Annotated in this window: 10 protein-coding genes and 1 riboswitch; of the genes, 5 read left to right on the top strand and 5 right to left on the bottom strand. The window is 47.2% G+C overall.

Annotated elements, in window-relative coordinates:
- Positions 1 to 114: 114 nt before the first annotated feature.
- From galE to H6F50_RS03535, 3 genes are read right to left on the bottom strand one after another with little or no spacing between them, the layout of a single operon-like run.
- On the bottom strand, positions 115 to 1,113 hold the full coding sequence (gene galE, locus H6F50_RS03545; RefSeq protein ID WP_190410685.1) for a UDP-glucose 4-epimerase GalE: 999 nt from the start codon (positions 1,111 to 1,113) through the stop codon (positions 115 to 117).
- Positions 1,114 to 1,158: 45 nt separating this feature from the next.
- Complete coding sequence (locus H6F50_RS03540; RefSeq protein ID WP_190410686.1) at positions 1,159 to 1,302, bottom strand: hypothetical protein; 144 nt, start codon at positions 1,300 to 1,302, stop codon at positions 1,159 to 1,161.
- A 59-nt stretch (positions 1,303 to 1,361) separates the two neighbouring features.
- On the bottom strand, positions 1,362 to 4,016 hold the full coding sequence (locus tag H6F50_RS03535; RefSeq protein ID WP_190426392.1) for a filamentous hemagglutinin N-terminal domain-containing protein: 2,655 nt from the start codon (positions 4,014 to 4,016) through the stop codon (positions 1,362 to 1,364).
- Between the two features lie 653 nt (positions 4,017 to 4,669).
- On the opposite strand from H6F50_RS03535, the gene H6F50_RS03530 reads away from it, so the two are divergent.
- From H6F50_RS03530 to H6F50_RS03515, 4 genes are all read left to right on the top strand, one after another.
- Positions 4,670 to 6,160 carry a choice-of-anchor Q domain-containing protein gene (locus H6F50_RS03530; RefSeq protein ID WP_190426389.1) on the top strand — a complete coding sequence of 497 codons (1,491 nt, stop codon included), beginning with the start codon at positions 4,670 to 4,672 and terminating at the stop codon, positions 6,158 to 6,160.
- Positions 6,161 to 6,386: 226 nt separating this feature from the next.
- A complete protein-coding gene (gene pap / locus H6F50_RS03525; protein WP_190426385.1) occupies positions 6,387 to 7,874 on the top strand; it encodes a polyphosphate:AMP phosphotransferase in 1,488 nt (495 codons plus the stop codon).
- Positions 7,875 to 7,949: 75 nt separating this feature from the next.
- Positions 7,950 to 8,996: a YdcF family protein gene (locus H6F50_RS03520; protein WP_190410690.1), complete on the top strand. Its 1,047-nt coding sequence runs from the start codon at positions 7,950 to 7,952 to the stop codon at positions 8,994 to 8,996.
- A 128-nt stretch (positions 8,997 to 9,124) separates the two neighbouring features.
- Positions 9,125 to 10,873, top strand: a complete 1,749-nt coding sequence (locus H6F50_RS03515; protein ID WP_190426395.1) for an ABC transporter ATP-binding protein — start codon at positions 9,125 to 9,127, stop codon at positions 10,871 to 10,873.
- A 12-nt stretch (positions 10,874 to 10,885) separates the two neighbouring features.
- On the opposite strand, the gene H6F50_RS27480 is transcribed toward H6F50_RS03515, so the two are convergent.
- Positions 10,886 to 11,011, bottom strand: coding sequence for a hypothetical protein (locus tag H6F50_RS27480; protein ID WP_277878954.1), 126 nt, complete (start codon positions 11,009 to 11,011; stop codon positions 10,886 to 10,888).
- 95 nt (positions 11,012 to 11,106) lie between these two features.
- Positions 11,107 to 11,257, top strand: a riboswitch (cobalamin riboswitch).
- A gap of 20 nt (positions 11,258 to 11,277) precedes the next feature.
- Here H6F50_RS27480 and H6F50_RS03510 point away from each other — a divergent pair.
- Entirely contained in the window at positions 11,278 to 11,940 is a 663-nt protein-coding gene (locus H6F50_RS03510) for a HupE/UreJ family protein (RefSeq protein ID WP_190426383.1), read from the top strand.
- A 97-nt stretch (positions 11,941 to 12,037) separates the two neighbouring features.
- Here the strand turns inward: H6F50_RS03510 and H6F50_RS03505 are convergent, their stop codons facing one another.
- Entirely contained in the window at positions 12,038 to 12,880 is an 843-nt protein-coding gene (locus H6F50_RS03505; protein ID WP_190426381.1) for a M56 family metallopeptidase, read from the bottom strand.
- Positions 12,881 to 12,957 lie beyond the last annotated feature (77 nt).

The following is a 12,957-nucleotide window of genomic DNA, read 5'->3' as shown; positions in this document are numbered from 1 at the left end:
AGAGCATCTACTCGCTCGCCAAGACGGTCAATTGTGTCAGCGCTGGCAAGTACTGCCTCTGCAATTTGTTCAACAATCGATTCTAAACGACCTAATCTAACTTCCACTCCAGAATTATCCATGACGATGCTGATGCCATTGCCAAGCGTCAGCAACGATTTTACTCAGGTCTGCGTATTGCGGACACCAACCGAGGATTTTTTTTGCTTTATCGCTGCTGCCAACTAAAATAGGGGCGTCCCCGGCACGGCGATCGCGTTCTACTGCTTTGATCTCCCGCCCCGTGACCGCCTTGGCTGTCTCAATCACTTCTCTGACTGAGAAACCGTTGCCATTGCCTAAGTTAAAGACATCGCTCGTTCCCCCTTGCAGGAGATACTCTAGCCCTAAAACGTGAGCATCTGCTAAGTCGCTGACGTGGATGTAGTCCCGAATTCCGGTGCCATCTGGGGTCGGGTAATCGGTGCCGAGAATGAAGATAGATTCCCGTTTGCCCAAAGCTGTCTGAAGTACCAGGGGAATCAGGTGCGTTTCTGGCTCGTGATCCTCACCGAGTAAGCCATCGGGATTGGCACCAGAGGCATTGAAATAGCGGAACGCCACGGACTTTAAATCGTAGGCAATATCAAAATCTGCCAGAATTTTCTCTACCATCCACTTACTCGTCGCGTAAGGACTGAGGGGATTTTGGGGATGGTGTTCGGTCATGGGAACTTCCTGGGGCATCCCGTAGATGGCGCAAGTGGAAGAAAAGACAAATTTCTTCACGTTTGCTGCCACCATTGCTTCTAGCAGTGTCAAAGTGCCAACGACGTTGTTCTGGTAGTATTTCGCGGGATCGGTGACGGACTCTCCCACCGCAATATAGGCGGCAAAGTGCATAACTGCCGCAATGTTGCGAGTGGCAAAGAGTTGGTCGAGGAGAGCGCGATCGCTCATATCTCCCACTACCAGTTCTACTTTGAGTACATTTTCCACCAATTCCCGATGTCCGTACACCAGGTTATCTAATACCACTACCCCATAGCCTGCCTTGATCAGCGCCAGTACGGCATGGGTTCCAATATATCCAGCTCCACCCGTCACCAGAATGGTTGGTTTGACTTGCGACACGTTCAATACCTTCTCAAACTTTGAATCAGTGCTTTATAAGGATAGCTAACTGAGGGCAATGCGTTGTCCTCGGTAAGAGAGCTTGTGTTCCTTATAAATACTTTCCTTCACCAAACTAGCGATCGCATACCTCTTTCGTCGGAAAATCGCACAGAAACGCGGAAGCATCCCCATTTCTGTGCGATTCAAAATTATATCTTAGAGATTTTTGCGGCTGAGCTTACAAACCAGCGCTTTAGCGACATTGATTACTTTTGAGGAACTGCGCGATCGCTTTGTTGTCGGGGAACAAACAGGGTTTTAGAGCTTGCCGGTGGTTGATTGCGGCGATCGCGGTGTTCTTGACAGCGAGGCAACCTGTGTAAAAGTGGCAGCTTTTCATCTTCGAGACTCTCTACCGTACACAAAATCGGTCTTTGATTTTCTGCACCCGCTACTGGTACAGGTGAGAGTGTATTTCCTTGAAAGTCTGTCACAATTTCTGTCTTGGGTTGGTTCCCAGGTTCCGGTTGGGGATTTGAACTGGGTATGGGGGTAGGAGTTGGCGCAGGACTTGGCACGGGAGTTGGCGCAGGACTTGGTGCAGGAATTGGCGCGGGAATTGGCGGTGGAGGAGTGGTATTGATCGTAATATTGCCCTGAACAGTTCCACCGGGGAAAGATTCGGGGGGCGATATTGTCGAAGTGCCCGTGGTGATGGCTTGGGCAGTTCCATTCGTCGTGGGATCGCCAACAACAAATGGAGTCGAGGGGACTGGAACTCCCCCGTGATGATTGATATTAATGGCTCCACCCCCGCCCGTTCCTGTCGTGTTAATGCTGGGGTTGTTGTAGGTAAAAGTAACGAACTTATTATCAACGGTGAGATTCTGTCCCGCCGCGATAGTTACATTACCGCCAGTGCCACTGCCAAGACTCTGAGCATCGATGATTTTGGCGGCGATATCATTACCAGCAATCAGCGTAATGTCACCGCCATTGCCAGAGGAAGAGCAAGAATTGCACTTAGAACTGGAATCTATGGTTTCAGTCTTGATATTGCCTCCGGCGCTAATTGCGATCGCGCCGCCAGTCCCAGAAGCAGCCGTGCCAAAGTTATCAGAAGAGGAAAAGATATCTCCGGTTGTAATATTTCCCGATGGGGCGCTGAGGGTAATTGCACCTGCATTACCAGGGCGATTACGAGAGTCTAAATTGTAAACTTGATTAACTGGATCGGCGGCATTAATAGAACCGCTGGTGCTGCTAATACTTATATTTCCACCAGACGACTGAATGGTTTGAACATTAATATCACCCGGTGCCGACAAGGTAACATTTAAAGGTTCCGCTGGTCCCAATAAATCATCAGATTTAATGGTTCCTGCAACTGTAATCGTTCCAGCTGAGGTAGGAGATTTCACAAAGGTTGTGTAGGAGGGATTTGCGCCTGCATCGTCAAAATATTCGGGAGGGGCACCCGGAAAGGGTTCGGTGAAGGGTACGTTATCAGTTGTCCCAGTCGCACCTGCTTGTAAAATCAGGGCACGACTATTAGGATCTACCTCTGGATCGATCGCATTAATGACGATATCTCCACTAATCGTAATTTTTCCGGCTGCGATTATCTTCAGGGAAGCGCCCGTATAAGAATCAAGCATGACATCGCCATCAGACGTAATGATGGGGTCATAAATACTTTGAAACTTGCCGCCTGCTCCCGATAAGTTAAGAATTGAGAAATTCCGCCCTGCTGAATAGTGAGCATCTCCAGAAATCACTCCATCACTGATTAAACTGAGATTGCCGCCACTTTGAAAGGGTGTTTCTGGGTGATTCAGCGCCAAAATATCAACTGCTTGATTGCCTTGAACGGTGAGATTCCCTCCCGCCTTCGCTACAAAAGGGGTCGCGACGCTATCCCGCACTCGCACGGTATCTTTTGCCAGCAAATTCATATCCCCAGATGTCTGTATCTGGCTTTCAACTAGGGTCAAATTATGGTTGGCTGAAAGAGTTGCTGTTCCCGCATTGAGCTGACGGACTACCACATCCCCCGCTTCTACCTTGATACCAGAACCTGTTAGTTCTACCTCTCCTTTGCTATTTGTAGTCAGTCCAGTGGCATTTCCCGCTTTGCTACCTGTTAGTAGCTGGGGTAGAGAGGAAACTGTTGCGGTTGAGGACTGACTAGCATCAGGAGAAATGGGTTGAATCTCCAAACTTAGCAATTGTCCGGGTTGACTAATCCGGACTGTATTCTGACCCGGTACTGCTGCCACAATCAGTTTACCGCTTGGTGCTGACAGAGTTCCCTGGCTAACAACAGTGCCACCCAGCAAGGTAAGATTTTGCCCTTCTTTAACTGCTAGTTCTCCAGAGTTGACAATAGCACTCGGTTGAGCAGTATTAAACGAATAACTGCTGGGCATTCCCGTTAAGGTTGCGTAATTATTATCGCCGCTAGCATTAAAAGAATTAGAGCCAAAACCAATCCCTGTAGCACTGGTTGCGGTAAAGCTTCCCGGCACATCCAATCTGGCATTGGCACCAAATATAATCCCCGATGGATTCATCAGGTATAAATTAGAATTTCCTCCGCTGACTTTAATTAAGCCATCAATGGTAGAGGGATCTCCACCCACTACTCTGCCTAAAATATTTTCAATTTTGGGATTAGAAATAAAGTTAGCGATTTGGTCTGCATTGAGGTTAAATTGCTCAAAGCTGTGGAAAAGGTTTGCTCCATCACCAGACAGTTTTCCTCCGCCGATATTGATTGTATTGCCTTCAGGAGCGGCAATTGTGCCCGTACCGTCTTGAGCTGGAACAATCGTTTCTGCCTGTGCCGGTTTCACAGCGATCGCTGGTGCAACGGCAAGTAAGCCAAGCAATACGCCAGAACTTTCAAAAGCTGATTTCATCTGGTGTTAACCCATTGGGGTCATGATTTATCCTGCTCCTCATTACCAGGATTGATAGAACTATCAGGATCTCAAACAGGCTTCATTAATAAATAAATAAAATATTTTTAAAAGCGAATTTTATTAAACTCTATTTGTGTAAATATAGGGATAAAGTTAATTTTATTGTGTACGCACCAATACGAATTAATAGCTAATTCTACGGTTAACCATAATTTCTATTTTTAAATAAAAACATATTTGTATTTTAGCAATGCTTTAATACTACAAAACCTGTGTAAATTTACTGAACATTGAAAAGGTTTCCGGATTGACAGCTATAACAAAGAACTATTTAACAAGGCTTGTTGTAAGACAATTTTACAAACTTAAAACTACGTATATTCGCGGAGGATTAAAATCCCTATTTTTGGTAAAGGCTCTATTTCAGATTACAACTTATTCCTCGATCTGAGACTGCCGGATTTGTTAGGAAACCGACAAATATTGAGTCTGTCAAATATCTGGGTTGTTAGCTCAGCTTCTAACCTTTCTCACTCCCAAACTTTTTTTGCAATTGCACAGTATTCTACGCCCAAAAATAAGTAAGCTCATTTGGTCATGCAATTGCAAACAATAAATCTCTTCTAATATTGAATAATGAGGTTTTTGGTATGAAACAACCACTCTATTTCTTAACTCTCGCTTTCTGTGTTGCCTTAACGATTTCCTCACATCAAAAAGCTGAGGCGGCTGGAACTGTCGGGAACGGAACCGCTGCAAGTTGTACTGAAGCTGCTTTAGATACTGCTTTAGTAGGCGGGGGGACTGTAACCTTTAATTGTGGTTCTAGTCCGCATACGATTGTAGTGAAAGAAAAGGTACTTTCCGCGAATACAGTAATCGACGGACGAAGTGTAGTAACTCTCAGCGGAAATGGAACTAATCGGATTTTTTCCACTGATAGCCTCGTTCAACTGACTCTAAGAAATCTCACTATTGCGAATGGCTTTAGTACCGAAAATGGTGGCGGCGTTTATAGCGGCTACAGAGGTAAGTTAGTGGTACTGAACTGTACCTTTAACAACAACAAATCAACAATGCCGGGAGAGGCGGGAGGCGGTGCAATCTATAGTAAGAGTGAAAGTACAATTGTTGTAGATAAAAGCACTTTTACCGGAAATCAAGCTAGCCTCGGCGGAGCAATCTATGACTTGCTCAGCGACTTAACCGTAACGAATAGCACTTTCACGGGAAATACCGCTGGAATTGTGGCTCCTGGGGGGGCGGGTGGTGCCATTTATAATGATGGTGCGAATGGTAATTTAGGTAAAATTATTCTCCGGAACAACACCTTCACAAACAATATTTCCACCAATCAAGGTGGGGCTTTTTTTAATCAACTTTATAACAACAATACGACGACAATCGAAAATAACACCTTCTCTGGAAATAGCGTTACGGGCACTGGCGACAAAGGATTTGGCGGTGCTATTTTCGTGGTCGGTGGCACCACAACTGCCCCTAATTACACTGCCGGAACAAACAGCACTATTTTTATAGTGAGGAACACTACCTTCTCTGGCAACATTTCTGCGAATCAGGGCGGGGGACTGTGGACGGGAAATGACGTAAGCGCAGAAGTTTCTAATACTACTTTTTCAGGGAATCGTGCTGTGACTCCAGATGCCAAGGGGGGTCTAGGCGGCGCAATCATGAGAACCAGTGGTAAGATGACCATCAATAATGTCACGATTGCTAACAATTATGCTGGGTTTATGGGGGCTGGTATTTTTGGCAGCAGTCCAGATATAACCCTGAAAAATACAATTATCGCTAACAATAAAGCGGATAATGGCGGGAATACCTGGAATATTAAGCAGAATTGTTCTGACGAAATGACTAATGGCGGCAACAATATCCAATTTCCCGCCAAAAACCCAAACGATCCCACTGACAAAAACTGCGCGGTTGGCATCACGATTGTTGAACCAATGCTAGGCGCACTTTCTGCGACTGGTGGTTTGACTCAGACTTTACCCTTATTAGCAGGGAGTCCAGCGATTAATACAGGAAATAATGCGACTTGCTTGGCAACGGATCAACGAGGTGTTGCTAGACCGCAAGGTGGTGTTTGCGATATCGGAGCATTTGAAGCAAAATAATCAGATGGGTAGTTGGTAACGGGATGTAATTTACCAATTACCGATTTTCAAACTATCTAGTGCCTGGAGCCAAAAACAAGAAGAAAAAGCGCTTTTGTCTTCTTGTTTTTGGCTCCTGTATTTTTATGTCTAAGCTTTGACATTTGCAGATTGTTACTGAATAGTCAGCGCAACAAGTGCAAGACTAGGAGATAGTTAAAGGTACTGCTCTTTTCTAGTCAACATCATGCTAGATACGCTGGATTTGGATCTTTCCCTCGATAAAAATACTTACGAGTCTCAGATTGAGACGCTAATGCGTCAAGTGCGATCGCTCCAAAAGGCTTGCTGGGACAAAAAGCTACCCATGATTGTCGTGCTGGAAGGTTGGGCGGCAGCGGGGAAAGGTGCTTTAGTCAAGAAAATGGTCAATTACATGGACCCGCGAGGGTTTACGGTTCACCCGATTTGGCCTCCCAACCAGGAAGAGCAACAATACCCTTTTTTGTGGCGCTTCTGGCGGAGACTGCCAGTAAAGGGCAGTATTGGGATTTTTTATCACAGCTGGTACACCCATGTTTTGGAAGACCGGCTGTTTGAACGAATCGAGGACTCAAAAATCCCAAGCGTGATGGCCCAGATAAACGCCTTTGAGCGCCAACTGGTGGATGATGGAAATGCGATCGCTAAATTCTGGATTCATCTAAGCCGCAAAGAATTAAAGCACCGACTCAAAGAATATGCCAAAGATCCGTTAGACGCTTGGCGAGTGCGTCCAGAAGACTGGAAACAAGAGAAACACTACGGCAAATATGTAGATTATGCCGAAGAAATGCTCGTCCAAACCAGCACTGGCTCCGCCCCCTGGACATTAGTTGAGGGCAACTGCCAACGCTGGGCGCAGGTCAAAGTCCTCACCCAATTCGCTGCCACTCTTACAGAAGCCCTCGACCGACTTCACATTCGGACGCCTATCACCCCTGTACCCCCTCAAAAACACCTCAACCCAGCAGAGCCGGATCTCTTAGCGCAAGTCGATCTCAATCTTGCTCTCTCCAGGGATGAGTACAAAAAGCAGTTACGCGATGCCCAAGTAGAACTGCTGAAGCTTCAGATGAAGATTCACAAACATCAAGTGCCCGTCTTGGTGCTGTTTGAAGGTTGGGATGCGGCTGGGAAAGGAGGAGCCATCAAACGCTTAACCGATGTCCTCGACCCCCGCAGTTATGCCGTTCATCCCTTCGCAGCACCTACGGATGAAGAGAAAGCGCATCACTACCTCTGGCGGTTCTGGCGGTGGTTGCCAACAGCAGGGACAATTGGCATTGATGACCGCAGCTGGTACGGGCGAGTGTTAGTAGAGCGTGTTGAAGGTTTTGCCACAGAACTGGAATGGCGCAGAGCCTACCAGGAAATCAATGAGTTTGAGAGCCAACTGACGAATGCAGGCTACGTTTTGGTCAAGTTCTGGCTGCATATTAGTCCTGAAGAACAGTATCAGCGATTCATATCGCGTCAGAATGACCCCTTTAAAGAATACAAACTCACCGCCGAAGATTGGCGAAATCGGGACAATTGGGCTTTCTATGAAGTGGCGGTCAATCAAGCAATTCAGCGGACGAACACTCCTAACGCTCCCTGGACAATTGTTGCTGCGAATGATAAATACTATGCCCGTGTTAAGGTAATTCAAACCGTAACCGAGGCAATTCGGGCAAAATTGAAACGTCAATAAGAGGCAATCGGTAATCGCTGGTGAATAGTCGTTACCAATTACCCATTACCAATTACCCATTACCAATTACCTACTATGTTTTTACTACTAACGCGGGTTCTGCTGTGGCTGCTGATTGGCACCTTAGTCTACTTTTTGTTAGTGCGATGGATTCCCAAACAATATCTCGCTTGGTTGGGCGGGCTGCTGTTGTTTGTCATCATGGTGATGGCGTTTTACAACCCCAATGAAAGGTTGGTATCGAGTGCCTGGAACATTCTTTCGTTTCCGCTCAAACCGTTGGGGTTGTCGATTATGCTTTTGTTGTTCGCCATCGGCGGAGTGAAAAAGAATGCGCTAACAGGCGTAGCTTGGAACCAACTTAGGATAGCCTTCTTCGTTTTGTTGTTGTCTAGTTTGCCAATCGTTGCCTACTGGCTGGCTCAGCAAGCGGAAGTGGAGGCGATTCAACTGGAGCAACGACGCCAACTGATTTGTCAAACTCAATGTCCGGCTGATATTACGCCGACCGGATCTCAAATTGTGGGGGCGATTGTGGTGCTGGGGCGAGGGACGACACAACCCAATCTTCCCTACCGGACGCAGATTCAATTAACTGATACGGGCGATCGCATTCTATACTCTGCTCAGCTGTATCAAGAACAGCTACGGAGCGGTAATGACCCCTTAGTGATTGTCAGTGCAGGACCTAGAGCGGAGCTGACAGGAAATCAAGATAGTGTTAACGAGGCTAACGATGTCGCGGCGCTGCTGGTCAGGATGGGTGTACCCCGCAACCGAATTGTGATTGAACCGCGTGGGGTTGATCTCCGCACCAGTGCCGTCAGGGTTGAGGAAATCTTGAGGCAGCGCGGTATTCGATCGCGCCGGATTATTCTCGTTGCCTCCGGCTTAAATATTCGCCGTGCCAACCTTACGTTTGCCAATTTGGGCGTCACGGTCATTCCCAGAGCTACAGATTTCTTTACCTTTCAAAGTGGGGCAACGCCTGCCCGACGCATCACCGTCACGGATTTTGTTCCCACCGTGGAAGCGCTAGTCACGACAACGCGAGTGGTAGAAGAATATCTCACTTTCATCTACTACTTCTTACGCGGCTGGTTGACACCCCTCGTTTTATAGAAGCAGCACGAGCGCCAATTCGTCTACGATGGTTTGGGATTGGATGTTAGGCGAAAGCTTCTTGCAGGTTGCAAGAAAGTTTTTTGTCTGTTGCCTTTTCTCAGTTTTTAATCCTCAGTCCTCACAGAATGGCTCACTCTCGGCTGCAAAAATTGGGTGCTTATCTGCGTCCCCACTGGCGACAGGCTACCTTAGGCGTTATCGCGCTGTTTGTTGTGAATGCAGTGGGCGTTTATATCCCTTTGCTGATTCGAGATAGCGTTGACGAACTCCGCCAAGCGTTCGACTTCGCTCAAATCTGGAAGTATGTAGCGCTAATCCTGATTCTGGCTTCGGCAATGTGGGTAGTGCGGATGGCCTCGCGCATCTTGCTGTTTGGAGTCGGGCGACAAGTAGAATTTGACCTGAAACAAAAGATTTTTCAGCATTTACTCACTCTGGAACCGTCTTATTTTGCAAGCAACACTGCTGGAGATTTGATTAACCGGGCGACTAGCGATGTGGATAATATCCGGCGTCTGCTGGGATTTGCCGTGTTAAGTTTGGCGAATACAGTTTTTGCCTACGGACTGACATTGCCGGTGATGCTATCGATTAATTTGAAGCTGAGTCTGCTAGCGATCGCAGTCTATCCGTTTATGCTGATCGCTGTGCAGCTATTTAGCGATCGCCTACGGAACGAACAGCTGGTGTTGCAAGAGGAACTCTCTAGCATCAGCGAATTGATTCAAGAGGATATGAGCGGGATTGGTCTGATCAAAATCTACGCTCAGGAGGAGAACGAACGCCGCGCCTTCTCCCGGTTAAATAATCGCCTGTTGCAAGCCAATATCCAATTAGCAAAGACCAGAAATGTCTTGTTTCCAATCATTCAAGGCATGGCTTTTATCAGCTTACTGATATTGCTATGGGTTGGAGCGCGATCAATTGTGGCAGGTGCGATCACAATTGGCGATTTTCTGGCATTAATTCTCTATACTGAACGATTAGTTTTCCCCACCGCTTTACTGGGTTTTACGATTACTGCCTACCAACGAGGTGAGGTGAGTATCGACCGCATTGAGTCAATTCTGATGGCAGAAGCCAAAATTAAAGATTCTCCGAATGCACTCGCATTACCCGTTGAAAAAGTAAGCGGTAAATTAACAGCCCGTCAACTCAGTTATACGTTTCCGGGAGCCGAAACTCCCGCGCTTAAGAATGTTAGCTTTACGATTGAACCAGGGGAAACCGTGGCGATTGTCGGACCAATTGGCTCCGGAAAATCGACACTTGCCAATGCCTTACCGCGATTAGTGGATATTCCAAGCGATAGTTTGTTCGTAGATGGCAATGATATTACGCAGATTAAATTGCCCGATTTGCGCGGAGCGATCGCTTATGTCCCGCAAGACAGCTTTCTGTTTAGCACCACCATCAAAAACAACATTCGCTACGGCAATCCTCTGAGCGAACACACAGAGATTATTAATGCTGCCAAGCAAGCGCAAATTCACCCGGAAATTCTCAATTTTCCCCAGCAATACGAAACCGTTGTGGGTGAGCGCGGCATTACCCTCTCAGGGGGACAGCGACAACGGACGGCTCTCGCCCGTGCTTTGCTGATGGATTCCCCGATTCTGATTTTGGATGATGCTCTCTCCAGCGTTGATAATCAAACTGCCGCAGCCATTTTGAATAATCTTTCGGAAGGCATCCAGCGCAAAACGGTTATTTTTATCTCTCACCAATTGTCTGCGGCTGCAACTGCCGATCGCATTTTTGTGATGGATCGAGGTCAAATTGTGCAGTCTGGGACTCATGCCGAACTTTTGCAACAACCTGGACTTTACCGTTCGCTTTGGAACCAGCACGAGCTAAAGGAAATCCTCAGCTAATTTTAGTGGCACTCAAGTAGCGATCGCTATTTGAGTTTCTTGAGGTAATGCAATTTGATTCGTCGGGTTGGATGGTACTTCGGAAACCCTGGGTGTAAAGAACATTAAAGCCGAACCCAGCAGACAATTAACGCACATTTTTCCGATTCCTCCTCAAATAAAGCGGCTCTTGGAGTCATCTGTTTGAGGTTCATTTTACCCATACTTTTTAAAATGCCAGCACTGAAGTGATATGATTGCCCTACTCAATCGGTTCTGGTGGGGAGCAGCCACCAGAGGTAACGGGGAAAGTTCGGTGTAAAACCGTCGCTGTCCCGCAGCTGTAATGAGATCCGTCGTTTTGGTCTCTCAGCCAGAATACCCGCCGAGAGAAATTGATTTGCGAAATCTGCGAGGTACAGAATATGTCTAAAGATAGACGCTTTGCTTTCTTAAATCTGATGCAAAGCCGAACGGTAATTGTATTTTTGGTTTTAATTAGCACTTTCCTATGCGCCCAGCGGGCGATCGCTCACCATCCAATGGGTGGCAAGACGCCGTCTCATTTCTTTGAAGGGTTCTTTTCAGGGCTAGCCCACCCCTTGATTGGACTGGATCATTTTGCGTTTGTGGTGGCGATTGGATTACTGGCGGTTGGGCAAGTGCGGGGCGCGTTCATCCCAGTCGGGTTTGTATTGGCAGCCTTGGCGGGAACTGGGATTCATTTACTCAATCTAGATTTACCGGCAGCTGAGATAGCGATCGCCGGTTCCGTGATTGTCTTTGGGGCGCTGCTGCTAACGCCAAACAAACCAAACTGGATGGTTCTTCTGGCGCTGGGAGCGCTTGCTGGTTTATTTCACGGCTATGCTTATGGCGAGGCAATCGTCGGTGCTGGTATGACGCCGCTTGTTGCTTACCTTCTGGGTTTCACTTTCATTCAATATGGCGTTGCCTTGGTTGCGATGCTGATTGGCAATGCAGTGAGCCGGAAATCTGCCACTCAACCTTTATCCTGGCAGCGATTTGCCGGTTTGGTTATCTGCTCGATTGGAGTGGTTTTCTTGAGTAATTCCGTCCTCGGTTAATGATAATCTCGCGCAAAGGTGCAAAGACGCTAACAAAAACTTTGCGTCTTTGCGCGAAATTTGAAAAGAAATTATCCTGATTGTGCAACACCAAAATTTAAGTGTGAAACGGCACGGTTATTAGCGGCAGAAACCCTAGCAGTATCCAATGCCAAAGCAAGAAGCTGGGTGAATTTGACTCTTCTGGTGGTGCTAAAAGCGCTTCAATTCGTTCCTCTAAACGGTTTCTAGGGGCAACAGCGCTGAATGCTGCACAGAAACTTTCAGACTGTACTGGCGAGACACTCACCACCAACAGCAGAGATTCCGCCAACAGCAGGGGGTCAACTTGTTGCGCCGCCCATCTATCGGCACGGAGTTCTCGTAATAATAAAAGTTCTTGCCACAAAGCTTCTGTATTCGGCAACCAAGCGGTTATCTGGCGCAACCAGCCCAGCCAGAAAAACCAAAACGTATCCCGATAATAGTAATGCGCTTGTTCGTGGGCGAGAACTGCTTCTAGATGATCTCGATCGAGGGTTTCTAACAATCCCTGACTGACGACTAATTCAGGCTGCCAGAAACCAATTTGGGCGCTAAATAGAACGCTGGCATTGAGAAGGCGACCCAATTTACCTTCAAGCTCGATTTGGGGATAAGTGCGTGTCTGTTGTACCGAACGCCATCCTTCATGTGCCAGCTTTAGACATAAAATTCCGGCAACGCCTAAAAATCCCCAGGCGAAGGAGTAACTGAACCATCCGGCTTGCAGTCCTCCCATTTTTCCGTCTGCACCCATGCAAATAACTGCGATCGCTGTCACGATCAATAGCAGCGGCGGAAACAAAAATAACCCAAAGGATCGTTGCCAGCGTTGCGTCCAAGTTCCCGATGGCTCTAACCCTGTGCATCTCAGACACCACGCCAATCCTAACGCCGTCAGAATCATCGCTAGATGCATGATTTTCCCTCCTCTCTCGCTTTGCGTGCGGATTGAAGACGAAGCGCGATCGCTTCTATTTGCTCTACGCTAGCGCT

The organism is Coleofasciculus sp. FACHB-712, assembly GCF_014695635.1.
In the GTDB taxonomy this organism is placed as follows: domain Bacteria; phylum Cyanobacteriota; class Cyanobacteriia; order Cyanobacteriales; family FACHB-T130; genus FACHB-T130.
The sequence above is the reverse complement of the archived record's forward strand: the minus strand, read 5'-3'. Positions and strand labels throughout refer to the sequence as shown.

Excerpts from the sequence above, each read along its gene's own strand:
- H6F50_RS27480 (WP_277878954.1), bottom strand. The coding sequence starts at position 11,011 with ATGTGCGTTAATTGTCTGCTGGGTTCGGCTTTAATGTTCTTTACACCC.
- pap (WP_190426385.1), top strand. The coding sequence starts at position 6,387 with ATGCTAGATACGCTGGATTTGGATCTTTCCCTCGATAAAAATACTTAC.
- H6F50_RS03515 (WP_190426395.1), top strand. The coding sequence starts at position 9,125 with ATGGCTCACTCTCGGCTGCAAAAATTGGGTGCTTATCTGCGTCCCCAC.
- H6F50_RS03530 (WP_190426389.1), top strand. The coding sequence starts at position 4,670 with ATGAAACAACCACTCTATTTCTTAACTCTCGCTTTCTGTGTTGCCTTA.
- H6F50_RS03510 (WP_190426383.1), top strand. The coding sequence starts at position 11,278 with ATGTCTAAAGATAGACGCTTTGCTTTCTTAAATCTGATGCAAAGCCGA.
- H6F50_RS03505 (WP_190426381.1), bottom strand. The coding sequence starts at position 12,880 with ATGCATCTAGCGATGATTCTGACGGCGTTAGGATTGGCGTGGTGTCTG.
- H6F50_RS03535 (WP_190426392.1), bottom strand. The coding sequence starts at position 4,016 with ATGAAATCAGCTTTTGAAAGTTCTGGCGTATTGCTTGGCTTACTTGCC.
- H6F50_RS03520 (WP_190410690.1), top strand. The coding sequence starts at position 7,950 with ATGTTTTTACTACTAACGCGGGTTCTGCTGTGGCTGCTGATTGGCACC.